Source organism: Flavobacterium sp. K5-23 (assembly GCF_023278045.1).
Classification (GTDB): Bacteria; Bacteroidota; Bacteroidia; order Flavobacteriales; family Flavobacteriaceae; genus Flavobacterium.
Map to the genome: position 1 here is coordinate 2,170,714 of NZ_CP056783.1, position 26,621 is coordinate 2,197,334.

Annotated in this window: 24 protein-coding genes; 6 read left to right on the forward strand and 18 right to left on the reverse strand. The window is 32.2% G+C overall.

What is annotated here, in order from left to right; translation table 11 throughout:
• Positions 1-459, reverse strand: coding sequence for a MarR family winged helix-turn-helix transcriptional regulator (locus FLAK523_RS09480; protein WP_248902874.1), 459 nt, complete (start codon positions 457-459; stop codon positions 1-3).
• A gap of 340 nt (positions 460-799) precedes the next feature.
• On the opposite strand from FLAK523_RS09480, the gene FLAK523_RS09485 reads away from it, so the two are divergent.
• Positions 800-7,900 carry a PAS domain S-box protein gene (locus FLAK523_RS09485; protein ID WP_248902875.1) on the forward strand — a complete coding sequence of 2,367 codons (7,101 nt, stop codon included), beginning with the start codon at positions 800-802 and terminating at the stop codon, positions 7,898-7,900.
• Between the two features lie 83 nt (positions 7,901-7,983).
• Here FLAK523_RS09485 and FLAK523_RS09490 read toward each other — a convergent pair whose 3' ends face one another.
• The 17 genes from FLAK523_RS09490 to FLAK523_RS09570 all read right to left on the reverse strand — a co-directional run bounded on the left by FLAK523_RS09490 (position 7,984) and on the right by FLAK523_RS09570 (position 20,942).
• Complete coding sequence (locus FLAK523_RS09490; protein ID WP_248902876.1) at positions 7,984-8,196, reverse strand: hypothetical protein; 213 nt, start codon at positions 8,194-8,196, stop codon at positions 7,984-7,986.
• Between the two features lie 123 nt (positions 8,197-8,319).
• Positions 8,320-9,444: an ABC transporter permease gene (locus FLAK523_RS09495; RefSeq protein WP_248902877.1), complete on the reverse strand. Its 1,125-nt coding sequence runs from the start codon at positions 9,442-9,444 to the stop codon at positions 8,320-8,322.
• Positions 9,445-9,504: 60 nt separating this feature from the next.
• Entirely contained in the window at positions 9,505-10,611 is a 1,107-nt protein-coding gene (locus FLAK523_RS09500) for an ABC transporter permease (protein WP_248902878.1), read from the reverse strand.
• A gap of 185 nt (positions 10,612-10,796) precedes the next feature.
• Entirely contained in the window at positions 10,797-11,525 is a 729-nt protein-coding gene (locus FLAK523_RS09505) for an ABC transporter ATP-binding protein (RefSeq protein ID WP_248902879.1), read from the reverse strand.
• A gap of 41 nt (positions 11,526-11,566) precedes the next feature.
• Complete coding sequence (locus FLAK523_RS09510) at positions 11,567-12,463, reverse strand: ABC transporter ATP-binding protein (protein WP_248902880.1); 897 nt, start codon at positions 12,461-12,463, stop codon at positions 11,567-11,569.
• Positions 12,463-12,846, reverse strand: a complete 384-nt coding sequence (locus tag FLAK523_RS09515; RefSeq protein WP_248902881.1) for a hypothetical protein — start codon at positions 12,844-12,846, stop codon at positions 12,463-12,465. Before FLAK523_RS09515 ends, FLAK523_RS09510 begins: the two co-directional genes overlap by 1 nt.
• Positions 12,847-12,856: 10 nt before the next feature.
• Positions 12,857-13,735 (reverse strand): HlyD family secretion protein, encoded by an 879-nt coding sequence (locus FLAK523_RS09520; RefSeq protein ID WP_248902882.1) that lies wholly within the window; start codon positions 13,733-13,735, stop codon positions 12,857-12,859.
• Positions 13,736-13,757: 22 nt separating this feature from the next.
• Positions 13,758-15,017: a TolC family protein gene (locus FLAK523_RS09525; RefSeq protein ID WP_248902883.1), complete on the reverse strand. Its 1,260-nt coding sequence runs from the start codon at positions 15,015-15,017 to the stop codon at positions 13,758-13,760.
• Between the two features lie 2 nt (positions 15,018-15,019).
• Positions 15,020-15,631, reverse strand: a complete 612-nt coding sequence (locus tag FLAK523_RS09530) for a TetR/AcrR family transcriptional regulator (RefSeq protein ID WP_248902884.1) — start codon at positions 15,629-15,631, stop codon at positions 15,020-15,022.
• Positions 15,632-15,708: 77 nt separating this feature from the next.
• Positions 15,709-15,906, reverse strand: coding sequence for a hypothetical protein (locus FLAK523_RS09535; protein ID WP_248902885.1), 198 nt, complete (start codon positions 15,904-15,906; stop codon positions 15,709-15,711).
• A complete protein-coding gene (gene trxA, locus FLAK523_RS09540; RefSeq protein WP_248902886.1) occupies positions 15,903-16,208 on the reverse strand; it encodes a thioredoxin in 306 nt (101 codons plus the stop codon). Before trxA ends, FLAK523_RS09535 begins: the two co-directional genes overlap by 4 nt.
• Before the next feature lie 203 nt (positions 16,209-16,411).
• Positions 16,412-17,242 carry a methyltransferase domain-containing protein gene (locus tag FLAK523_RS09545; RefSeq protein WP_248902887.1) on the reverse strand — a complete coding sequence of 277 codons (831 nt, stop codon included), beginning with the start codon at positions 17,240-17,242 and terminating at the stop codon, positions 16,412-16,414.
• Complete coding sequence (locus tag FLAK523_RS09550) at positions 17,235-17,534, reverse strand: DUF202 domain-containing protein (RefSeq protein ID WP_248902888.1); 300 nt, start codon at positions 17,532-17,534, stop codon at positions 17,235-17,237. Before FLAK523_RS09550 ends, FLAK523_RS09545 begins: the two co-directional genes overlap by 8 nt.
• Positions 17,535-17,556: 22 nt before the next feature.
• A complete protein-coding gene (locus FLAK523_RS09555; protein WP_248902889.1) occupies positions 17,557-17,760 on the reverse strand; it encodes a DUF2892 domain-containing protein in 204 nt (67 codons plus the stop codon).
• 109 nt (positions 17,761-17,869) lie between these two features.
• The gene (locus tag FLAK523_RS09560; RefSeq protein ID WP_248902890.1) at positions 17,870-19,282 is read right to left on the reverse strand and encodes a rhodanese-like domain-containing protein; all 1,413 of its coding nucleotides are present in this window, start codon (positions 19,280-19,282) and stop codon (positions 17,870-17,872) included.
• A gap of 81 nt (positions 19,283-19,363) precedes the next feature.
• Positions 19,364-20,152, reverse strand: coding sequence for a sulfite exporter TauE/SafE family protein (locus FLAK523_RS09565; protein WP_248902891.1), 789 nt, complete (start codon positions 20,150-20,152; stop codon positions 19,364-19,366).
• Between the two features lie 160 nt (positions 20,153-20,312).
• Positions 20,313-20,942: a Crp/Fnr family transcriptional regulator gene (locus FLAK523_RS09570; protein ID WP_248902892.1), complete on the reverse strand. Its 630-nt coding sequence runs from the start codon at positions 20,940-20,942 to the stop codon at positions 20,313-20,315.
• Positions 20,943-21,229: 287 nt separating this feature from the next.
• On the opposite strand from FLAK523_RS09570, the gene FLAK523_RS09575 reads away from it, so the two are divergent.
• From FLAK523_RS09575 to FLAK523_RS09595, 5 genes are all read left to right on the forward strand, one after another.
• Positions 21,230-21,541 carry a rhodanese-like domain-containing protein gene (locus tag FLAK523_RS09575; protein ID WP_248902893.1) on the forward strand — a complete coding sequence of 104 codons (312 nt, stop codon included), beginning with the start codon at positions 21,230-21,232 and terminating at the stop codon, positions 21,539-21,541.
• Between the two features lie 71 nt (positions 21,542-21,612).
• Positions 21,613-23,193: an NADP-dependent glyceraldehyde-3-phosphate dehydrogenase gene (locus FLAK523_RS09580; protein WP_248902894.1), complete on the forward strand. Its 1,581-nt coding sequence runs from the start codon at positions 21,613-21,615 to the stop codon at positions 23,191-23,193.
• Between the two features lie 676 nt (positions 23,194-23,869).
• On the forward strand, positions 23,870-24,586 hold the full coding sequence (locus tag FLAK523_RS09585; RefSeq protein WP_248902895.1) for a hypothetical protein: 717 nt from the start codon (positions 23,870-23,872) through the stop codon (positions 24,584-24,586).
• A 227-nt stretch (positions 24,587-24,813) separates the two neighbouring features.
• The gene (locus tag FLAK523_RS09590; protein WP_248902896.1) at positions 24,814-25,200 is read left to right on the forward strand and encodes a hypothetical protein; all 387 of its coding nucleotides are present in this window, start codon (positions 24,814-24,816) and stop codon (positions 25,198-25,200) included.
• A gap of 269 nt (positions 25,201-25,469) precedes the next feature.
• Positions 25,470-26,528, forward strand: coding sequence for a type I restriction enzyme HsdR N-terminal domain-containing protein (locus FLAK523_RS09595; protein WP_248902897.1), 1,059 nt, complete (start codon positions 25,470-25,472; stop codon positions 26,526-26,528).
• Positions 26,529-26,621: the final 93 nt, after the last annotated feature.

A 26,621-nucleotide genomic window follows, 5' to 3' on the forward strand; every position in this document is an offset into this window, starting at 1 on the left:
TTAATTAAATGTTCTTAATTTTTCTAATAATTGGTTCAGTTGTTCCAGCTCTTCCGAATTTAAATTATCGGCTATTGTTTTTTCTAATTCATCTGTTATTGGGTCCAAATCATCTAGCATTTTCAAACCTTTATCGGTTATTAATACTTCAATTTTTCTTCTATTTTCAGGGCATACTTTTCGGGTGACCAATTCTTTTATTAGTAATTTATCGATAAGACGAGTTGTATTACTGCTTTTTGCCACCATACGTTCCTGAATGACACACATATTTGCGGGTTTTCCTTTTTGACCTCTAAGTATTCTCAATACATTATATTGTTCTCCTGATAAATCATAAGGAGTTCTAATTTCATTAAATTTTTCTTTAATTACGTTTTGGGTAAACAATAAATTCAAGATTACTTTTTTAGAAATATCCAATGGTATTGTACTTTTAATTTCGTCTTCAATTTTCATATTTGTATATGTCTTATTTGTCGGTACAAATGTAATGCTTTTTTAATTGTATATACAAATGTTAGTCATTTTTTTTTGTTAAATTTAATTTGGGTAAATTGGGAGTGATGTGTTTGTGCTTTTTATTAATGATTTATGGAATGCTTATTTTATTTTTCAGATATTCTTTAATTGAGAATTATAATCAGGATAATAATTCATTGTTAATTCTTATTTAATGAATGTTTTTTTTAAACCAAATTGCATGAATGAAAATATATATGCTCATTCCTATATGTTGTTTTTGTTTTTATTATATTTAACGGCTATACAAAGTACTGAATGATATTTAATTGGATTTATGAGTATGAAAGAAGAAAAACCAACATATAATGATTTACTCTATAAAATAAAAGAACAAGAGTTAGAGCTAAGTCAATTAAAAGACTCCAATTCATCATCACCTAATTTTGATTTTTACTTCAAAGAGTCATTAGATTTAGTATGTCTTGCTGGTTCTGATGGTTTTTATAAGGAAATAAACCCAGCTTTTGAGAGAATTTTTGGTTTTACTAAAGAGGAAATTTTAAACAATCCTATAATTTCATTCGTTTATCCAGAAGATTTTGATAAATCTACTAAAGAATTAGAAAAGTTATCAAAAGGAATTACTTCCAGAAATTTCGAAAATAGAATTGTTAAAAAAAATGGAGAACTTGTAGTTATTCAATGGACTACGAATGTTAGCCAAAATAATGAACATATTTACGCAATAGGTAGAGACATTACTGAAATTCGAAATTCTGAAAAAGAATTAATAAAAAGCGAAAAACTTTTAAAAAACGCCCAAAAAATAGCTAAAACAGGTACTTGGGAATACGATTTAAAGACTAGAAAGATGATTTGGTCTGATGAATTGTATTCTATTTATGAAGTAGAGAAAAAACAAAAACAAAATTTATATAAAGAATATGTTAATAGATTTTCAAATAAAAACGTTACTCTTTTTCAAAATAAAATCGATGCATTAGTTCTTAATAAAAAATCTTTTGAAATAAGTTTACCAGTTGAATTTCCTAATAATAGAATGAAATGGGTCAATGCTGTTGTTAATCCGGTGATTAATAAACAAGGGGAGGTTTATGGATTAAGAGGGAATACTCAAGATATTACTTTAAAAAAGAATCTGGAAGAAGTAAACAAAGCCAAAGAAATTCTTGAAACTGCCAATAAACTAGCTTTAGTTGAAGAAGAAAGCAATGCTAAATTTAAAACATATATTGAAAATGCACCAGACGGAATATTTATTGCTGATAAAAACGGAAACTTTATTGAAGTAAATCATGCTCTATCTATAATTTCGGGCTATTCTAAAGAAGAACTTTTGACCTTTTCCATGATGGATTTAACATACAAAGAATCAATCGATGATTTGGGCGTTTGTTTTAATAGGGTAAAAAAAGCTGGAGCATCAAATGGAAGATTTAAAACAGTTCATAAATCCGGAGAAATTAGATGGAGTGCTGTGGATTCAGTAAAACTTTCTGAAACCCGATTTATGGGTTTTGTTAAAGACATTACAGAAATAAAAAAATCATCTGAATTACTTACTAATACTTTTGAACGCATAACCGATGCGTTTTTTGCGGTGGATAACAACTGGTGTTTTACCTATGTCAATAAAAAAGCGGCTGAAGTTTTTCAAAGAGACCCAGCTGATTTGATTGGTGAAAGCTATATGGAACTTTGCCCAGTAAAAACTAATGAGACTTTTTATACTGCTTGTTTTAAAGCAAAAGAAAATCAAGAATATGTTTATTTAGAAAATTTTTATGAATTTGATAAGGCTTGGTTTGAAAATCATATTTATCCATCATTAGATGGTCTGTCAGTTTTTTTTAGTGATATCACGGAAAAGAAAATTACAGAGGATATAATTGAACAAAATGAAAAACGTTTTCGTGCTTTGGTTGAAAATAACGAAGGTATTATCACAGTGGTTGATGAGGATTTAAAAGTTTTATTTCGCAGTTCTTCATCAGCTCGTGTTACGGGATATTCTGATAAAGAGTTTGATGAAATTCATGAGGAAGACTATTTTCACCCTGATTATTTAGAATATATTAAGGAGGTGGTTCAGAAAGCTAATGAAAACTCTGGTGAACCAATTGCTGTTTTATTTCAGGTGAAACACAAAAGAGGGCACTATATATGGCTTGAAGGGGTGCTGAATAATATGTTAGATGATACCAATGTTAATGGGATAGTCTGTAATTTAAGAGATGTAACTGATAGGGTAAAAGCAACAGAATTACAAAAAAATACTTTTGAACGCATCACTGATGCTTTTGTCGCGTTAGATAATGACTGGTGTTATACCTATATGAATAAAAAAGCAGCTGAAATTCTTAATAGAGATCCAGCTGAAATGATTGGTAAGCATATTTGGACTGAATTTCCAGACGCTATAGATGGAGCTTTTTATAATGCTTGCTTAAAATCATATGAAACTCAAGAGTACATTCATTTTGAAGATTTCCACGAGTCTAATGAACGATGGGTTGAGAATCATATTTATCCATCTAGAGATGGAATGTCAAATTTTTTTAGAGATATCACTGAAGATAAAAATGCAGAAATAGTATTGCAACAAAACGAAAAGCGTTTTCAAGCCTTGGTAGAAAATAACGAAAGTATCATTTCCTTAATTGATGAGAACAAGAAAAGCATCTTTCGTAGCTCATCGTCTGAACGGGTAACTGGATGGACTGACAAGGAATTTGATGAAATTCCCGAAAACGAATTTTTCCATCCGGATTGTAATGAATACATACAAGAATTAAAACATCAAATTTTTACAAATCCAGGTATTCCTATAGCTGCTTTATTTAAAGTGAAACACAAAAAAGGGCATTATATATGGTTAGAAGGAATTTTAAAGAATATGTTTCATGATAATGCCTTACAAGGGATTGTTGCTAATTTAAGAGATGTAACCGATAGGATTGTAGCCAATGCTACTTTAGACAAGGAAAGAGATATTTTTGCAAAAATTGCCGCTACTTCTCCAGGATTAATTTATTCTATGCGTCAAAATACTGATGGTTCTTTTTGCTATCCTTACGCTAGTGATGCTATTGAAGATATTTATGGCTTTAGTTTCAAAGAAATTAAAAATGATGCAAGTATCATTTTTGAATTAATTCATCCCCAGGATTATGATTTTGTAGTAGAAAGTATTAATAGGACTAAAACTGAATTAGTACCTCTTAAATGTGAACATCGCTACCTACATCCTACAAAAGGATTAGTGTGGCACGAAGTAAATTCTTTGCCTGTATTGGAGCCTGAAGGCACGGTAATATGCCATGGAATCATCACGGATATTACGGAAAGAATAGAAGCCAAACAAAAATTAATCAAGGCTAATCGTCTATATTTATTTATCAGTCAGATAAACCAAATGATTGTCCATGTCACTGACGAGAAAGAATTGTTTAAGCAAGCTTGTACAATTGCAGTAGAAATTGGTAAGTTTAAAATGGTTTGGATAGGTTTAATTGACTTTAATAATAATACAGTTATTCCAGTAGAAGCTTCAGGTGAAGCTGGAAAATACCTTTTAAACATTAGGAATATTTCAATAGATGATATTGAAGAAGGTAGAGGACCAGTAGGGACTTCTATTCGAAATAAAAAATATTGTATTTCAAATGATATTGAAAACGATTTAAATATGAAGCCTTGGAAAGAGGCGGCCTTAAGTAATGGACTATCCTCATTAATGTCAATTCCTATCCTGAAATTTGGAAATGTAATTGGAGCTTTTGTGTTTTATTCTGAATTTAAAAACTATTTTGATGCTGATGAAATTGATTTATTAGAAGAAGCTGCTGGTGATGTAAGTTTTGCTTTGGAAGTATTCGAGAAAGAAAAATTAAGAAAAATTGCTGAGGCTGAGGTTTTCGAGAGTGAAAAAAGATACCATACTTTAACTGAAGTTTCACCAGTTGGTATATTTAGAACTGATGCCGAAGGGTACACTACTTATGTAAATCCTCGTTGGTGTGAAATTTCAGGCTTGTCATTTGATGAAGCTCTAGGATACGGCTGGTTAAACGCTGTACATATTGATGATAAGGTAAAAATTATTAAAGAATGGGAAGAAGCCACAACTCAGCACGCATCATCTGTTAAAGAATATCGTTATTGTAAATCTGATGGTACAATTTCGTGGGTAATGGGAAATTCAGTACCTGAAAGGAATGTCAACAATGAAGTTATAGGCTATATAGGCACTATAACTGATATTACAGAGCGAAAACGGGATGAAGAAAAATTAAAAGAAGCGAATGAAAGATTTGAAATAATTTCACGAGCGACAAATGATGCTATTTTTGAATTGGATTTTAAAAATAATATAAGTTGGCATAACAAAGTATATAAAGATCATTTAAATTCATACAACGAGAATCTGACTGTCGACGAAAATAAACTGTTATGGAGATCTAAGCTCCATCCAGATGATAAAGAAAGAGTCATAAAAAGCATTAATGAATGTTATGCTTCGACTTCAAATACATGGTCAGGAGAGTTTCGTTTTGAAAAGGCGGATGGCAGTTATGGTTGTTTTTATGAACGCGCCATTATTATAAGAGATGAAGAAGGTAAACCTGAACGATTTGTTGGTTCTATGCTAGATATTACAAGTCTCAAAGAATCAGAGGCTAAATTACTTAAAAGCGAAACAAGATATCGCTCTTTAACTGAAATTTCACCTGTGGGGATATTTAGAACTGATGCAGATGGACAGACAACTTATGTAAATAATCGCTTCTGTGAAATTTCAGGGTTGACTTTTGAAGAATCACTGGGCAAGGGATGGTTAAACGCAGTTCATCCCGTTGACAAGGAAAGAATACAAAATGAATTTGATGATGAATTATCAACTGGAAAAGGTATAAATTTATCTGAATACCGTTTAGTGCGTTCTGATGGATCATATTCCTGGGTGCTAGATCAAGCAGTTCCTGAATTGGATGCTAATAATAATCTAGTGGGGTATATAGGAACAGTAACTGACATTACAGATCGTATAAATTCAGAACAAGAAATCAAATTGGCAAACGAAAGATTTAATATGATTTCGATTGCTACAAACGAAGCTATAATTGAAGTTGATTTAATAAATAATAAGTATTGGCAAAATAAAGTGTTTGCAGATCTAATAGATTTAGACAAGATTGATTCTGCTGAAGAAAAAACAAAAGCTTGGCGATCTAAAATACATCCTGATGATTTTGAACGAGTGACCACTGCTATTGATGCTGCTTATGCGGGAACTGAATCAAAGTGGGAAGGTGAGTTTCGATATCAGTATGCGGATGGAAGTTATGGTGATTTTTATGACCGTGTTATTATAATTAGAGATGATCTAGGTAAACCAATACGTTTAATTGGTTCGATGATAGATGTTACTGAACTTAAAAGAGCTGAGGAAAATTATAAAAAGGCCAATAAAAAACTGGAGGGAATATTAAATGCTATCCCAGATTTGCTTTTTGAGGTGGGTATAAACGGGCATATTTATAATTATCATTCGCATCATGATGACTTATTATTGATGCCTTCCAGCAAATTTATAGGAAAAAAATTCTCGGATATTTTACCGCCAGATGTTGCAAAAATTTGTTTAATTGCAATTGAAGAAGCTTCTGTGTCCGGTTTTTCTAATGGGGTACAGTATTCTTTAGAATTACCTGAAGGCATCAAATGGTTTGAACTTTCGATTGCAAAGATGGTTGAAAACGACGAAAATGAAACCCATTATATTTGTCTTTCTAGAGATATCACTAAATCTAAGTTAGGGGATGATGTAATTTTTAAAAGTGAAGCAAGATATCGTGGGTTATTGAATAATTTAGACACTGGAATTATTATTCAAAATCTTGATGGTTCAATGATAAATTCTAATCCAAAAGCATCAGAAATACTTGAAGTATCTAGAAATTTCATCAAAAGGAGCAGTAATGTTTTTAATGAAATTAAATTTTTAAAAGAAGATGGATCTGTATTGGATTTTGAAGAACGCCCTAAATATAGAATACTGCAAGATTTACAACCCATAAGAAATTTAATTTTAGGGTTAGAAAATAGTAAAAACAAAGATATTAAGTGGTTATTATTTAATGCGTTCCCTTTTTTTAATAGTAATGGTGAAATAGCTGAAGTGATAAGTAGTTTTATAGATATTACTGATCGTAAATTGCTTGAAGATAATATGCTTATTGCAAAAGAAGAGGCAGAATCAGCTAATAAAGCAAAAACAAATTTCCTTGCTAATATGAGTCATGAAATTAGAACTCCGTTAAACGGAATAATCGGTTTCACTCATTTATTGATGAACACAAAACTTAATAACAATCAGTTAGAATACATGACAACTATAAACGAATCAGCCACTTCATTAATGGATATTGTCAACGATGTTTTGGATTTTTCTAAAATTGAAGCAGGAAAATTAGAATTAAATGTTGAAAAAATAGATTTATATGAACTTATTAATCAAATTATTGATTTGTTTAAATTTCAAGCGGTTGATAAAAAAATAGATTTAACACTTACCATAGATGAAAAAGTACCCCAGTTCATATATGCTGATTCTATTAAATTAAAACAAGTTTTAGTAAACCTTTTAAGTAACTCATTGAAATTTACTGATTTTGGCGAAATTTGTTTACAAATCTCGGAAACAGCAGTGTTAGATAATGACATTTTTCAATTGAAATTTTCTGTGAAAGATACCGGTAAAGGGATAAAACGTATCAATAACAAAAAAATATTTAGCTCATTCGAACAAGAAGACAATTCTACAAATAGAAAGTTTGGTGGTACAGGTTTAGGCTTGGCAATTTCAAATAGATTATTGGCTTTAATGGATAGTAAACTGCAACTTAATAGTGTATATGGTGAAGGAAGTGATTTTTATTTTGAAATAAAGGTCCAAAAAGCAAAAGTTAAAATGATTATAGATACAGATTTTTTAAATAACAGCAATACAGACCAATTAGAAGCCGATATTAATTCCGATATTAAAAAAATTCTTATTGTGGAGGATAATAAAATTAATATGCTTTTAGCAAAAACACTTGTCAAAAAAATTGTTCCAAATTGTGTAATAACAACTGCGATTGATGGTGTTGAAGCTGTTGATAAATTTAAGTCTGATAAGTTTGATGTTATTTTAATGGATGTCCAAATGCCTAATAAAAATGGATATGAAGCCACAAGTGAGATAAGAGCATTAGAACAAGATGGCAGAATTCCTGTAATTGCAGTTACAGCCGGTATATTAACCGGAGAAAAAGAAAAATGTTTTGAAGCTGGGATGGACGATTATTTGCCAAAGCCTATCATATTTACCGACTTAGAAAACACTTTACTCAAATGGTTGAATAAATAAAATCACGCTCAGATTGTTTTATCGTATGCATAAAAAAAACGCCTCTTTAAAAGAGGCGTTTCGTTTTATAAACAAATATTTGATTATGCTTTTTTAGCACAACATCCTGCTTTTTTCTCTTTGTCACAAGATTTTTTCTCATCTACTGAACACGTTTTATGATCTTTTGAATCACATTTTTTGTCCTTTGAAGTACATTCTTTTTTTGCTTTCTCCTGTGGAGTTTTTTCTTGAGCGTTAACATTAATCGAAACTGATAAAAGCGCTATGGCTAAAACGGCTACTAAATTTTTCATTATATTTTTTGTGTTTAAATTTTTGTCTTGATTTTATAACTTGAAATTAACTTGTACTATTCTATTTTTCAGGTTACTGCTTTTTGTAATTTCAAATATATTATTTTTTTTAATTAATTGGTATTAATTAACTTTTTTATAACTCCAAACGGCAACTCCATTTATTACTATGGCATAAAAGCCAATGATAGTAAACGGTCTGGCTATATCCGAAAAAGTAGCTCCTTTGAGAAGTACCATTCTTATAATTTCAACAAAATATTTAATTGGGTTGAAAAGTGTGATTTTCTGGGCCCAATCGGGCATACTTTCAATAGGGGTAAATAAACCACTCATTAAAATAAAAATCACTGTAAAAAACCAAGCGATAAACATAGCTTGCTGTTGGGTTTCAGTATGATTTGAGATGAACAAACCAATACCCAGAATAACTAATAAATACACCGAAGTAAATAGATATACTAAACCTAAGTTTCCAAGCATAGGGACGCTAAAAACAAGCTTGGCAATGATTAAGCCTACAGTCAGTATTACTAACCCTAATACCCAAAAAGGGAAAAGTTTACCAATGATAAATTGATGCTTTTTAATAGGGGTAACATTGATTTGTTCCAAGGTTCCCATTTCTTTTTCTCTAACAATATTCATAGAAGATAAGAAAAGGGAAAGCATTGTCACAAGTAAGACTAATATTCCAGGAACCATAAAGGTTTTGTAATTCAATGTATTGTTGTACCAAAAAGAAGGAATGGTCAATATGTTTTGAATTGGGGTGCTATTACTCTCATTATATTGAAATAACTTCGTTTGAATATTCTGGTTGAAATTATTTATAATCTGTGAGACATACACATTTGTAACTCCAGCGGCAGCTCCGTCTATTGCATTTATACTCAAAGAAAGATTTGTTTTTTTCTCTTTCAAAAAGTTTCGTTCAAAATGGACTGGAATTTCCAGAATCACATCAATACTCCCTTTTTGCATTTGTAGATTGGCTTCTTTTTTTGAAGTGAAACTTATGGGTTCATTGAAATAATTTGAAGAACTAAATTTACTGATTAATTCTCTCGAAGCATTTGAATGATCGTTATCGATATACGAAAATTGAATGTTTTTAACTTCAAAGCTAGCCGCATTAGATAAAATCAATAATTGGATTAAGGGTAAAACAAATATAATAGGGAGCATAGCCTTATTTCTAAAGATTTGCCTGAATTCCTTTTGGATGATAAATAGTATTGTTCTCATTTTCTATATTCCTATTTTATATTGAAATTGACCTTGTTTTTATATTGAAATTGAAATCGATTACTCCAGTCTAATCTTGTATTTTTTAATGCTTAATACAATGAAAAACACGGTCATCCCAAATAGAATTAATGTTTCTTTCCAAATGATACTAAAAGTTACTCCTTTAAGCATAATGGCTTTGATTATGATGATAAACCACTTTGCCGGAATGATATTGCTTATGACTTGTAATGGGAGCGGCATACTGGAAATAGGGAAGATAAATCCCGAAAGAATAATTACCGGTAGCATTAACCCCATTAAGGAAATCATCATTGCCGTTTGTTGAGAATTTGATAATGTAGAAATTAATATTCCTAATGAAAGTGCCGTGATGATAAATAAGATGCTTTCTAATGCTAATAATAGCAAACTTCCTTCGATAGGCATTCTAAATACAAAAACGCCTAATAACAGAATCACAGCAGCGTTTATAATAGATAAGAATATATAAGGAAACACTTTCCCTATGATTACTTGAAAAGGTTTTATGGGAGATACTAAAAGGACTTCCATAGTGCCAAGTTCTTTTTCTCTCGTTATTGATATCGAAGTCATCATAGCTGAAACCAACATTAATATGATTGTCATTACACCAGGAACAAAGCCAAAAACACTCTTCAACTCTGGGTTATAATACATTTGTGTTTGGGTTTGTATTTGGTAACTTGGTCTGTTCGCTTTATTGATTTCTTGCGTGTGATTTTGCAAAATTGCATTCACATAATTAGTAATGGTATTGGCAATATTGGGATCGGTTGCATCAGTAATTACCTGAACTTTTGCCTGTTTTTGGGTTTGTAGCGTTTTAATGAAATTCTTTTCGAAAACCAATACAGCCTTTACTTTTCCTTGTTTAAAAATAGCTTCAATTTGGGATTCATTGGAAATTTCCTTTTCGATATTAAAATATTTGGAAGCACTGATTTTGTTGATTATTTTCTGTGTTTCAGTATCTTTGGATTTGTCCAAAATTGCAATATTCACATTGTTTATTTCGTTAGTAATGGCAAAGCCAAACAACATAATTTGAACTATTGGCATTCCAAAAAGAATAAACATAGAACGTTTATCACGAAATATGTGATAGAATTCTTTTGTTACAAATCCAATAAATCTTTTCATTTGTTTTCTTTTTTTGAACCATTAAGAGATTAAGAAAATTCAGTATCAGCTGAATAAAATTTAACTTCTAGATGTTTTACATTATTATATTATAAAATAGATTTGTTTTGAATCATTAAGAGAATAATAAAATTTGGGTTAAGCTTATTGAATCTTAATTTCTTAATGTTTTTAAATTTTCACTTTTAGCTTCTTGCCAATTTTAAAAACACATCATTCATAGAATCTACATTAAACTGTTTTTTTAAGTTTTTTGGTGTATCCAATGCTTCTATCCTTCCATCTACCATAATTGAAACGCGATCACAATATTCGGCTTCGTCCATATAATGCGTGGTTACAAAAATGGTGGTTCCTTTATGGGCTTCGGCATATATCATTTCCCAAAACTGACGTCTTGTTATGGGGTCAACTCCTCCTGTAGGTTCGTCCAGGAAAACAATTTTCGGATTGTGTAATAAAGCCACTGAAAAGGATAGTTTTTGTTTCCAGCCCAGCGGTAAATCACCCACGAGTTTGTTTGACACCTCTTGCAACCCTAAGTCGGAAACTAATTGTATTGTTTTTTCTTTTATTTGGGCTTTTGCTAATCCATAGATTCCTCCAAAAAAAGTAATGTTTTCCTTTATGGTTAAATCATCATACATAGAGAATCTTTGGCTCATATAACCAATGCTTTTCTTCACCATTTCAGAATTGTTTTTCACATCAAAGCCGGCAACAGTAGCTTCTCCTGATGTGGGTTTCGAAATTCCGATAAGCATTTTCATAGCAGTGGTTTTCCCCGCACCATTTGCACCCAGAAACCCAAAAATCTCTCCCTTACTCACTTCAAACGAAATAGAGTTGACGGCAGTAAAACCACCAAATTTCTTGCTGAGATTTTTTACCGATATGATTTTTTCTATATTCATTGTGCTGTTGTAAGTTTTGATGATCAATAGTAATGGCTATTTTATAAGTCCATAAAAACGTCTTCAATTGTTGGACTGGATTTCTTTATAATAATCTCCGAATGTCCTTTTTTGGTTAGGTATTTTTCTAATGCTGTCCAATCAAAATCGGTTTTTGTGTCGATATAGTGAATGTACTCCCCAAAGGCAAACACACTGTACTGCGTGGGATAATTTTTTAAATCCTGTATTAATTGATAGGTGTCTTTAGATTGAACATCATAGATCGTTTTCTCATAATTGGCTAATATTTGCTCGGGTGTATCTATTTTTAAAATCTTGCCTTTTTGAATTAAGGCGATTCGATCACACAAAGCAGCTTCATCCATATAAGGGGTGGAAACCAAAATTGTAATTCCTTTTTGTTGCAATCGCTTGAGCATTTCCCAAAATTCTTTTCGAGAAACGGGATCAACACCAGTTGTGGGTTCGTCAAGAAACAGCACTTTTGGTTTGTGAATTAATGCACAACACAAGGCCAGTTTTTGTTTCATCCCACCCGAAAGTGCGCCAGCCCTTCGGTTTTTAAAAGGTTCTATTTGAATGTAAATGTCCTTGATTAAATCATAATTTTCTTCAATCGTAGTTCCGAAAATAGTGGCAAAAAAACTTAAGTTTTCCTCAACGGTAAGATCTTGATACAGCGAAAATTTCCCAGGCATATAACCTACTGAATTCCTGATGGATTTATACGCTGTAACTACATCAAAACCAGCAACGGTGGCTGAACCTTCATTGGGCAATAAAAGCGTGGTCAATATCCTGAAAAGTGTAGTTTTACCCGCACCGTCCGGACCAATAAGTCCAAATAATTCGCCTTCACTTATTTGAAACGATACATCGTCTACAGCCAATGTTTTTTTGAAGGACTTGGAAATATTTTGGACTGAAATACTCATTATTTTATCAGTAAAAAATTACTTTCTTCTTTAGCATCTACCCAATGTTTTACATTCGGTTCAATATTAATATAATCCCCAGATTTCAGGTTTGCTAATATCCCTTTTTCATCATGATAAGTTGCATTTCCTGAAACACAAACTAATAATGCAGGCACTTTAGTTATGTGTTCTTTAAGCTGTTCGTTTTTAGAAATTTGCAGTGAAATCACCTTGCCTTCCTCTGTTTTAAACAACAAATTAGTTTGTACCGGTTTGTTTTCTGTGTGTAGATTTTTTAAAGTCATTTCGCTGGTTTTATTTTCTTTATTTTTTAATGTAACTAAATTTGATTTGCATCCTACTAAAAGGATTCCGACTAGTAACAGGGTAATTTTTCTCATTTTTAAAATTTTATTTATTGAGCCACATTTCGGCAGGCATTCCAATTTTTAAACCGCCATCATTTTTCACTTTTACTTTAACGGCATAAACAAGGTTTACTCTTTCCTCTTTGGTTTGAATAATTTTCGGGGTAAATTCAGCCGAAGAAGCAATCCAGGAGATGATTCCAGTATAGTTTTTCATCTCTTCTTCTGTATCAATTTTCACGTTTACTTGTTGGCTCACTTTAATTTTAGACAATTGGGTTTCACTAATGTAAACCCGCAATGTCATTTCAGATATATCGGCAATTTTATAAAGCGGTTTACCAAAAGCGGTAATCTCGTTTGGCTCGGCATATTTGGCTAAAACTAATCCTTTTATGGGGTTGATGATTTTGCTTTTTTGGATTTGGTCGTCAATTTTTTGGATCTGGACATCAATTGATTTCACTTCGTTTGCAATGGGTGCATTTTGGGTTTGAACGCTTTTCAATTGTTCGTTAAGCACTTTTACCTTTCCGTCCATTTCATCCACTTGACGCTGTGTTGCAGCATTTTCAGCAAACATATTTTGAACTCTTCTTTTCTCAATCAAAGTGGCTTTGAGTTGTTCTTGCAAAACATTGTTTTGTGACAAAACGTTTTTGGATTTCGAAAAAACAGTGTTTTTGGAAGCTATTAACTGCTGTTTATTAAAATACAATTGGGTAGTATCTATTAGTCCTACTTGGTTAGTTGGTTCTAAGGCATCTCCTTCTTCGAGTTTCAAGAAGACGATCTTTCCATTAGCTTCAGATGATATGGTGACTTCAGTAGCTTCAAAATTACCGTAACCATCTGCTTTGTCATTCTCTTTACTACAAGAGATAAGACTGATGAATATTAAAAATAGGATTGTTTTTTTCATGTGTATTTTGATTTAAATCGCTTTAATTTATTGGACTTCCATTTGTGATTTTATAATTGGCTTTAGCCAAATCCAACTGAATTTCATGTAGTTTCTGATTAGTCTTTGCTTCATATAAATGCGTCATTTCCACTAAATAGTCGGATGCGGTAATCACCCCGTTTCTAAGCTGCGCATCAGATGATTTCAAGATGTATTCGCGTAAGGCAATTATCTCAATGTCAGTGGATATGACTTCGTTTAACTTTTTTATTTCGTTTTTCATTTCCTGTAACTGCAAATTGGTATTGAGTTTAAACGTTTCTTTTTCACTGCTTATAATTTCCTCAGCAATTGAAAGTGATTCTGTCTCCGTTTTCGATTTATTCCAGTCAAAAACATTCCAATTGGCTTTAAGCCCAACAATATAATACGTCTGAAAAGAATTGTCTAACATATTCAATCCCGGATTTCCGTATCCTGCCTGACCAAAAGCGTTAATTTTAGGCAATTTGTTTTTCGAAATAATATCTTTAGAAACCTCTATTTGTTCGTTTTGTAAATCGAATAATTTCAATTCTGGACGGCTATTTTCGTCATTCCAGTCGAATTCAATTTTAGGGTTTTTTAATATTGTATTTTCGTTAATTGTAGAAAAGGTAAGTGTTGAAAGATTTTCAATGGCTCTTTTTTTATCAAATTGAATTTCGGTCAATACTTGTTTTATTTTTAATTTTTCGGCTTCCAATACTTTCTCTGAAGCGGGGAGGATGGCTCCAAATTTCACACCTGATTTCACTTCTTTTATTTTGGAATCCAATTGCTCTAGTTTCGTAATCAAAATCGATTTCCTTTCGTCCAATAACAAAACCGAAAAATACAACTGATTAATTCTTCCTTTGAGCTGATGTAAATTAACGGTGACTTGCTGTTGTTGCGTTTTGGTTTGAGCTTCTTTTATTTTTACAGATGCTGCAATCAACCCTCCATTATAAAGCAGTTGATTGACATCTAGTGTGGCTCGATACTGGTCCTTATTTAAAGGAGATGAATTGGGTACGTTTATAGGTAATTGTATCACGTCAGATTGATAAGTAGCTTGCGCGTTAAGGTCTATTTTAGGGAGTTTACCTTTATTAATAGTCTCAATATCAAGAGTGGATTTTTGAAGTAATAAATCACTTTGTTTAGCTATAGGATAGTTTTTGTCAACCAATGCGTAACAATCTTCCAGTTGTAAAGTCTGTTGTGCATATGATGCAAACGATAGAAATAGAGTAAGTATAACAATACATTTTTTCATTTTCATTTTTTTATAGCATTAATAATAAAATCAGCTACTTCAGTTGTTCGGGCTTCCAGTATTTTGAGAAACATTTCCTCATCGGCATTAATGAGTCCCTTTAGCAAGGGTTTTCCAATAAATGGGAATGCATTTAATGAGATGATGTTAATGAACAGTTGTTCCGTTTCTATTGGTTTTATAATGCCTTGTTCGATCGCTAGGTTTACTTGGATTTTAAATTTATCGATGGAAGGAAAATTTTTGTCCATTCGCAATTTCATAATAAATTCGGGATTTTTATTTATCTCTTGAATGATGAAATTAGGCAAGTAGGGATGTTTCATCACAAAAGTAATATAGCTTTTGGTGAAATTTCTAATCTTATCGAATAAATCACGGTCGTCATTTAATACTTTGTTTAGTTGGGGAGCCATTAGTGAAAAAACACTTTTAAAGGTTGCCTCAAAGAGTAATTGTTTGCTTCTGTAGTAATAATGTAACAAGGCTTTATTTATTCCGGCCTTATCCGCAATTTCCTGCATTCGGGCGCCTACCATACCTTTCTCTTGGAAAACATCTTTGGCAGCATTCAGTATCTCTAATTCCGTGTTTTCTTGTTTTTTCTTTTCCATCGTACTAACTATACAGTTTAACCATTTGGTTAACAAAGGTAGAAAAAAAAAGTAATCGCGATTACTTTTTTTAAATTTTAACGTTTTTTTGTTTTTCCAACAAACATATTGAAGACCAGTCCGCCCATTAACCCACCGTACAAACTTGAATTTAAAGGTTTTGATGTTATGGCGCAAGTCCCAGAGAGACAACCTACATAATGGTAATATAAGTAGCCGGCAATGATTCCTGTAACAACTCCTATTCCTGTAATTAATATTCCTTTATTTGTCATTGGTTGCTTTTTTCCAATATGATTTTAATGATATCGTTTTTCTCTAATACACCTGACTGTCTCCATAATTGTTTTCCGTTTTGAAAAAGAATCATAGTAGGTACGCCACGAACCTGATATTGAGAAGCTAATGGTTGGTTTTTGTCTACATCAATTTTTATAATGGAGACTCTGTCGCCTAAATTATCTTTTACTTCTTTTAACACAGGACCCAATACTTTACACGGTCCACACCAAGTAGCATAAAAATCAACCAAAACCGGTTTTTCTGAATTTATAATATTGTCAAAACTACTATTCATTGTTACTTTTTTTATAGGTTGGAACACTACAGCCATTTAGACTACAACCAGTATTAAATACGGATTGGAAAAGGAAAAATAGAGCTATTACGCACAGTAATATTTCTTGAAACTGAATCGCTTGTTGTAACATGAAAAGACCAATTGCCAAACGGATCCAGCGCATAGCGTGCCAATTTGTAAAGAGTAATTGTTTCATTTCTTTATATTTTTTTTATTTTATATTTCTCATCATAAGAAACTATGTTTTGTAGTTCTTCTAATGGAATTTCTTTTTCACTGACTATCAATACTTCGGCAAAATTACTGCTCATACTTACATTCATCACGCCGTTTAAAGAAGAAAATTTGCCTGTAACGCTGTTCATACAACCACTACAAGTAATACCTTCAAATGCATAAAGATCAACTTTGAATTCATTATTTTTTTTGAATTCAATAAATAATTCCGAGTTGGCTCTAGGTTCCACCGAATTTTGGGCAACTTCCATTTTCACAAAGTCAAAAGCGCTATTGAAAAGCATTTTATATTCTTCTAGGCTTCCGCCAAATGGTGGACTCACTTCAAATGTTCGATTGAATAATAATCCGGTTAATATCCCTTCTTCGGCTAAAAGCTGATGTATTTTCCAAACATATTTTTGGCGCATTGTAGGAGGCAATGCACAGAAAAAGGTTTGTTCAATAATCAAATCATAGCTGCCTTGGTGTTCGAAAAAATCTCCCAGAACAATTTTTATATTCGAATTAGAAGCAAATTTTTGATTGAGGTTCTCTACAAGTGTTGGAGCAATATCAATCACCGTAACATTTGTAAATCCTTTTTCTAATAAGTATTCCGCTTCATACGTATTCCCACAACCAGGAATTAAAATGGCTGCGTTTTTATTTTCTAAGGTGTCAATATAGGTTTTAATAGGAGGGGAAACTTTGCCCAAATCCCAACCGGTAGCTGCAGCTTTGTACTGCGCATCCCAATATTCTTTATCTAGTGGTTTGTCACAAGAAACCACACAACATTGCTCGTTATTCATAATAATCTAATTTATAATCCCCGATATGTTTTTCATTTTCAAGGATCATTTTTTTGTGTTTGAAAAAATTCACGATTCCTAGTATCAAAATGGCTAATGAAATAGCATAAAATGAAATTTCAAGGAGTACACCATTTTCAATTTTCAATACATTTCGAGTACTTAAACCTGCAACAGAAAAATACATAGCCGTCCTTAGAAAAGCTAAAAATGTTGTTTGATTGGCCAAAGTGGTTCTTTGTAATGCTAATCGTTCTCTTAGGATTAAGTCTTTATTAATGGGATTTGTCATTACTGTAATTTAGCTTCGTGTATTATTTTTTTTCACAAGTATTAGATCCAAAAAGTGTATACATAGGGCAAACGCCCACAAAGCTGGTTATTAAAAATATAGCGGCAAAAGCTCCTAAAACTAAAGCAAGCGTACCGCTGATAATATTAGAAAAATACATTAGAGCTATAATAGCTGCTATTGTTATCCTGATAATTTTGTCGGTTAATCCCATGTTTTTTTTCATAATAAAAGTTTTAATTAAATTAAAAATATTTTTGGTCTGAAGTAAATTTACGAGATAAATTGATGATAATCAGTTGTTTTTGTAAAAATTTAAGTATTAAACTCGGTTTTTACAATACTTTACTTTGGCAAACAAAATCAGTTTTAGGGATATTCGTTTTAGCGATAGCATTAAAACCACCTTCAACTTCAGAGAAATTTCTAAAACCTCTTGCTTGTAAAATGGAAGCTGCAATCATACTTCTATAGCCACCTGCACAATGAAGGAAGAAAGGCTCTTTTGGGTCAATATCTTTAATCCATTGATTGATATTTGCTAATGGACGACTGTAGGCTTCATCAACGTGTTCTGCGCTATATTCAGTCTCTTTACGGATATCTACAACTTTACTTTCCCCAATTTTAACCTGTGCTGCAAATTCATCAGCAGTAATTCTATTTACGGTATCGATTTCTTTACCCGCTTTTTTCCAAGCTTCAAATCCGCCATCAAGATGACCTATCAAATTGTCAAAACCTACACGGCTTAAACGAGTAACTGATTCTTCTTCTTTTCCTAATTCGGTAATCAAAATGATTGGTTGATTCACATCGGCAACTAAAGCACCTACCCATGGAGCAAAATCTCCATCTATTCCTATATTTATTGATTGTGGAATAAATCCAACTGTGAAAATTCCATTTTTTCTAGTATCCAGAATTAAAGCACCAGTATCTTCTACAAGCGCTTCAAAATCGTTTACTGCAATTGCTCTCATTCCGTTGTTTAAAACAGTATCAAAGCTTGCGTATCCTTTTTTATTCATAGCTACATTCATCCCAAAATAAGCAGGAGGAGGCAATAAACCATCCGTAACTTCTTTTACAAATTCGGCTTCAGTCATATTGGCTCTCAAAGCATAATTGGTTTCTTTTTGGTTCCCAATTGTACCTACCGTTTCTTTGCTCATATTTTTTCCGCAAGCGCTACCAGCACCGTGAGCAGGATAAACAATCACATCATCAGCAAGAGTCATTATTTTAGTTCTTAACGAATGGAATAATGTAGCCGCTAATTGTTCTTGGGTCATTGAAGCCGATTTTTGAGCTAAATCTGGTCTTCCTACATCACCTATGAATAAAGTATCACCAGAGAATATAGCGTGGTCTTTTCCATTTTCATCAATCAATAAATAAGTAGTACTCTCCATAGTATGTCCAGGAGTATGCAATACTTTTATTTGGATGTTTCCAATAGCGAATAACTGTCCATCAGTTGCAGTAATGGATTCAAATTCCGGATTTGCATTGGGACCATAAACAATAGGCGAACCCGTTTTTTTGCTTAGATCAAGATGTCCTGATACAAAATCAGCATGGAAATGAGTTTCAAAAATATATTTAAGTTTTACATTATCACGTTCTAATCTATCTAGATAAGGTTGCACCTCGCGAAGTGGATCTATAATCGCTGCTTCTCCGTTTGAAGTAATATAGTAGGCACCTTGTGCTAAACATCCTGTATATATTTGTTCTATTTGCATGGTATATTGTTTTATTATATTGTATTACAAAGATAATCCTTGTTTTTAGATTTTAGAGTGACTATTGTTACACAATGTGTATTATTTAAAGAAGATTTCTATAGTAATGATGTAAATTCCCATAACCAACACAAACCAGCCAAAAGCAGGTTTTAATTTGGCTCCGTCAATTTTTTTGGACAATTGGGTTCCTATAAACAAACCTAAAATAGCAATTCCTGAAATGCTGAAAAGTAATTTATAATCGAGTGTACTTCCGCCAATAATATCTCCCGTAAATCCTATTAATGAATTGATAAAAATTATAAATAGGGAAGTTCCTACTGCTTTTTTCATTGGTAAATTAGCAAAAAATAATAATGCCGGAATAATCAAAAAGCCGCCTCCAGCTCCTAAAAAACCTATTATTAAACCAACAAAGAACCCAATTACAGCAAGTTTTACAAAATTAAGTTCCTTTGCTTCGGTGCTTCTTTTTGTTTTCTTAATCATAGATACTGAAGTTGCAATCATAAGAAATGCAAATACAACCATAATCAATAGATTCTTTGTGATTTCAAAATCGCCAACATTAAATAGGCTGTCAGGAATAATGGGAAGGATAATTTTTCTAATAAAAAGCAAAGAAAGAATAGAAGGTATGGCAAAAACTAAAGCTGATTTAATCTTTAGGTTTCCAAGTTTATAGTGATTAAAAGAACCTATCATGGATGTCATTCCCACAATAAATAAGGAATAACTGGTAGCCTGTTCCGGGTTTACTTTAAAAAGATACACTAATATAGGTACCGCAAGTATGGAACCGCCGCCGCCTATCAAACCTAATGAAAGTCCAATTAATATTGAAAATAAGTAACCAAAATATTCCATTTATAAATTTTTATACAAAGGTGTGACCTGAAATTTTAAAAAACAGTAACTTTTATCACATAAGGAAGTTAGTGTTCAGTGTTCAGTCTTTCAGTGTTCAGTTTTAATAAGTTTTTTTTCGTTTTTACAGACCAGAGAACTACTGACAACTATATACTGTTTACTCTCCTAAAAGCTCAATATGGTTACGATGTAAGCGAACCATTCCTCGTTGTTCCATTTTCTTGAGTAAGCGGGAAATCACTTCTCTGGAAGTATTGAGATCAGTTCCTATTTCTTGATGTGATAATTTCAAATCTTTACATCCACAGGATTCGGAGTTGCGTTTTAAATAAAATTCCAATCGCTCGTCCATAGCACGAAAAGCGATACTATCCACCACTTCTAATACTTCTTCAAAACGAGTACGATATGTGAAAATCACAAAGTCAGACCAGCTGCGGTGCTCCATCATCCATTTTTCCATTAAAGGAAGCGGAATCATAATTAAATCGATATCCTCAATGGCTTTGGCCATTATTTGGCTCGTTTGCGTTTTTGATGCACATATCATCGAAATGGCACACGCTTGTCCCGGTTGTATGTAATACATAAAAAATTCACCACCGTTTTCTCCTTCACGATAAATCTTAATTTGGCCTTTAGTAAGCATCATCGTAAAGTTGATGTACTGGCCTGTACGCATTAAGACATCTCCTGCTTTGTAGGATTGAAAAACAGCATTCTCTTCAATTTCTTTAATAAGTTCGTTAGAAAACGAGGGGAATATTTCTTTTAAAGAATCGTGCATTTGGTTGTTTTTTAAGATGATAATTGGGATGTATTACTGTAAAAGTACGTTAAATTAATAGGAGTTTTTTCAAAGCCAGATTATATTTATTAGAAACGGATTCTGATTTTTAAAGTGCATTTCCTATCGATTTAATGGGCTTTTTATTTAGGATTTATCAGTTAAATGTGTAATTGACTGATTATTACGTCTTGGCGAAATCGTTTTCTTAGATTTATTCTTAAAATCATATTAATAGAGTTCCGAGTATGATAAAATCGTTGTATTTTTACAAAAAAACTAACACGATGAATTTAACACAGGAAGAATGGATTGCTCGTTTTGAAGAAGACGATGATTCACTGATTTTAGATGTAAGGACAGAGGACGAATATAATGATGGTATTATTGCGAATGCTAAGAATATTGACTTTTATAAAGGGCAGGATTTTATTACTGAACTTGAAAAATTAGATAAAAATCTAAATTACTTTGTCTATTGTAGATCTGGCGCCAGAAGTGGAAAAGCATGTGAAATAATGAACGAATTAGGATTTGAAAATGCCTATAATTTATCCGGCGGAATATTAGATTGGGGTGGAGATATCGTCTCTCCCTAACTATTAAAGAGGCTAATGCCTCTTTTTTTATGCGATAAAACCAAAAAACAAACTAAAAAAGCAACCAAATTATGAATGTAATACCAGAAGAGTTTCAAATTAAAGAATTACTCAATCAGAATACTTATTTAGTAAATGGAGAATTAAAAAAATGGGAAGGACAAACATCTCCGGTTTTCTCTACCATTTCTTCTACTGAAGAATATGCCCCAACAATATTAGGATCGATTCCATTTATGGGAGAGAAAGAAGCGTTAGAAGCTGTTGATGCCGCCGCTGCCGCTTATAATAACGGTCAAGGATTATGGCCAACAATGAAAGTTGTGGATCGCATTAAGTGCATGCAAAATTTTGTTACACAAATGCAGGCTACCCGTAATGAAGTTGTAAAATATTTAATGTGGGAAATAGGGAAATCATTGCCTGATTCTCAGAAAGAGTTTGACCGTACCGTAGAATACATCTATGACACTATCGAGGATTACAAACAATTAGATAGAGATGGTGCTCGTTTTACTAAAAGCCAAGGAGTTAATGCCATGGTGCGTAGAGGACCGCTTGGAGTTGTATTATGCCTTGGACCGTATAACTATCCTTTGAACGAAACGTTCAGTTTACTTATTCCTGCTTTGATAATGGGGAATACCCTTGTTTTTAAACCGGCTAAACACGGCGTATTGCTTATTTCGCCACTATTGGAAGCTTTTAGAAGCAGTTTTCCAAAAGGAGCTATCAACATTCTTTACGGTAGAGGTAGAGAAGTAGCCAGTCCAATAATGGCATCAGGTAAAGTAGATATCCTTGCTTTGATAGGCAATAGTAAGTCGGCAATTGCTTTGCAGGATTTACATCCAAATAAAAACCGATTGCGTTTAATTTTAGGCTTGGAAGCCAAAAACCCTGCGATAATCCTTCCGGATGCCGACTTAGATTTGGCCATCCAAGAATGTCTTGCGGGATCCTTATCCTTTAATGGACAGCGTTGCACCGCTTTAAAAATTCTATATGTACACGAAACGATTGCTGAAGAATTCAATAAACGATTTGCTGCCAAAGTGGATGCACTTCCTTTTGGTAATCCTTGGGATAATGGCGCAATGTTGACTCCGTTACCAGAAAAAGAAAAGCCAGCATACATACAAGAATTAATAGATGATGCCGTAAGTAAAGGCGCTAAAGTTATTAATGAAAAAGGAGGGGAGCATTCGCCTAATTTCATCTTCCCTGCGGTTTTGTATCCCATAAACAAGGAAATGAGGGTGTATCAGGAAGAACAGTTTGGACCAGTAGTGCCTATTATCACTTTCAAGGACATTCAAGAGCCACTAAACGATATGGCGGAATCTAACTATGGCCAACAGGTAAGTTTGTTTGGGAAAGACATTAAAACCATTGCGCCACTAATTGATACACTGGTAAATCTAGTTTGTCGTGTAAACTTGAACAGTTCTTGCCAGAGAGGACCGGATATTTATCCGTTTACGGGTAGGAAAGATTCGGCAGTAGGGACATTGAGTATTCACGATGCGTTGCGTTCGTTTTCTATTAGAACCTTTGTAGCTTCTAAAGACAATGACTATAACAACGAAATCTTGCAAGCGCTATTAAACAGTAAAGAATCTAATTTCATTACGACTGATTATATTTTGTAATTTGTTTTATTTTGATTGGTGTAATTTTTTTTTTTTTAAAAAGTTATAAAATGACGTTTGAGTTTTTAAGTTGAATTCAATTACAAACTAAAATTACTGTTATTTACGAGGTTAAAGTGTCCTTAGCTTCCGCAGTCGAGTGTCAAATGTTTGAAGAATACTTAAAAAGAAAAGCTGTTTGAGCGTAGCGAGTTCTTTTCTTTTAGTATTCGAGAACTAATTTGACCGACGAGGGAGTGTAGACTTGATTTTTTTGTTTCTTTTTTGATCAAGCAAAAAAGAAAATTGGTAAAACATAATTTTTTACTTTCAACAAAACGTCATTGGTAGTATTTTTGGCTTGATAATCGTGAATTATTACACCTATATTGAATAAGCCAATACCTGAAATTTTCGAAAGTATCGGGAATCTTAGTAACTAGTTCTCGATACATTTTTTTAAGCTTGAAAGTTTTTTTGAAATAATAAGTTTTTTAGAAGCTTAAAAAACCACTCGAACTGACGGTGGAAACCATAAACCACAATAGAAGTGTTTATCATAAAATAGAAAAACCGCAATAGTTTAACACTGTTGCGGTCTTTTGGGTTTATTTCGAATAATAAAAACATCTAATCAATTGAAAATCAGTAATTATGATTAAATTTATACTTTGAATTAACTTAAAAAAATAACAGTATGGAACACATTAAAAAGTTTTTGAAACCCGTTTTATTAGTCGTTTTAATTCTAAGTATTTTTTCGTGTAAAAACAATAAAACAGAAAAAGAAGAGGAACCGCATACTATGGAAGAAGCTGAAATGCCTATGACTGAATTTATGCCTTTTAAAGTAATTACGGTTAAACACAAAGTGGCAAACTACGAAAAGTGGCGAATAGAATATGACGCTCACGATTCGATCAGGCAAGCTTATGGAATAACACATTATGTTTTAGGGAGAGGAATGGATGACCCCAATGTAATTGTGGTCATTAATAAAATTAATGATGTACAAAAAGCCAAAGAGTTCAGCAAGCTTCCCGCTCTAAAAGAAGCTATGAAAAAAGCAGGGGTAATAGGCGCACCTGAATTTTCTTATTATGATGTAATAAGAAACGATGACGCCACAATCAATCTAAAAGACCGATTAATGGTGACCCACCGCGTAAAAGATTTTGACGCCTGGCTCAAAGTCTATGATACCGAAGGAATAAACAAGAGATCAGAGGAAGGACTTATAGACAGGGGAATGGCTAGAGGTGTGGACGACCCTAATGTGGTGACAGTAGTATTTGCCATTTCTGATATGGAAAAAGCAAAGGCCAGCATCACTTCTGAAGCAAAGAAAAAACTAATGACCGAAGCCGGAGTAGAAGGTGTTCCGCAAATGTTCTATTATAAGATGGTGGATTAGTATTTTATAAAAATAGTTAAAAGAGCTTTTTCGTTTTAATTGCGAAACAGCTCTTTTTCTTTTTAAAATCATCATAATATAGTACATAAAATAAATAGCTTGCATATATTTGGTTTACTAATTAATGATGTAGAAATAGCACTAAAGATTATAAAACAGAATAGTGGAATTTCTAATGCCGAGTTCGTTAATAATTAACTTTAAGTATTCAAATAACAGCGTATATTATGGTAATAGTGGCAAAATGGATTGTGATACTATTTGGGTTATTTATCATTTATTCCGGCTTTATAATGCTTTTTGCTCCTTTAAAAGCTTTAAATACCTTAAGAAAAGCAGCAAGCACAAATTTCATCAACTATGCTGAAATAACCATAAGAATGATTCCTGCTATTGGGTTAATTCTTTATTCTGATTTTTCTAAATGCGCTTTACTCTTCAAGTTATTAGGAGGATTTATGCTTCTAACTTCTTTAGTGCTTTATTTTGTCCCACGACGTATCCATCACAGTTATTCGATGAGGTGTGCGGATTTAATTAAGCCTTTGTATTTTCAATTCATTTCTATTTTAGCCTTTCTATTTGGAGGTGTGTTGATTTACTGTGTGGTGTAAGTTTGTTGTGATAACATAAACTAACACGGTTGATACTTTTCATAAAACAGTAAAGACACTAGTTTTATTCTCTAATAAGTTTGAAGATAAAAACTACAAATAAAAAAGATGCTTAACGATTTGTACTATTTATTTTATATTTTAGCTAAATATATAATCATGATTTTTATGTCACAAAGCCAAGCTATTTTGCGTGGATTGTACCCGTTTTATGGTTGGTATATCGAGTTACCTGCAACCTTAACAAATAACTAATAAATATATATAAAATGAACAGATGGAATGAAATATGTTTTCTAATAAAAAAACATACTAAAGAAAATTCAAAAGAAGCATTTTTCCAAAATGAAGTCGTAAATATTTTTGAAAAATTAGGTTGGTCACGATATAAAAAAGAAATAGAAACAGAAAAAAACATACCAATTGGAGCAAGTAATAGCTTAAGGCTTGACATATTAATTAGTTTAGAAGAAAAAAAGCTTTTTGTAGTTGAATTGAAAAAACCATCAAATCAAGGAAGCGAAAGGGTTTCTCAACAACTTATTTCTTATATGCTTCAACTAAAAATGAAATTCGGATTGTTTATTGGCGAAAATATTCAACTATTTTATGACGACCCTAATGATAATAAACATCCTGTAAAATTAATTGAAATCGAATTTTCAGAGAATAACGAAGACGGTTATAAACTAATCGAATTATTAAAAAGAGACACATTTGACGAGCACAATTTAATAGAATTTTGCAAAGAAAAGTTAATCAAAATTGAAGATGATAATACTAAAAATGAATTAATTGATTTTTTAACTTCATCACAAGGCAATGAATATATATCACAATTAATTTCCCAAGATTTAAAACAGAAACATAGTTCTGAAATTATTGATGAATTAAAAAGTAATATTTCTATTATCGTGAAATCAAATAAATCAGTTCAACAAAATAGAAATTTAATTTCTGAAAAATTTTTTAATTCTTCAGAAATAAGTTCTACTAGAAATTTAACTGAAGAAGAAGAAATCATAGCTGAAATAAATAAAGTAGAGCGTAAAATTCCTTTATGGTTAACTAATTCAAGAAAAAACAATATAAATACACAGATTTTCACAAACTTTATGGAGTTACTTGAAAATAATGAATTTGTTGAGAAAAACAGATTAGTTGAAGCTTCTAAAGAAGTTGATAAATTTGAAAATAACTTTAATCAAATGTCACATTTTGGGCCAAAAAATCACGCAAAAATATTTGATGTAAAAAAAAATCAAATAAGGCTTTGGAAACCAATCGAAACATTTGTTAAAGAGTATTATAATAAAAACAAAAACTAATATGAACTAAAATTATTTTATCAACCCAGCTCCATAAAGCGTTCTTTGAAAAGCGAGTATTGCTATTCAAAGAATAGACCCCTTACCCATATT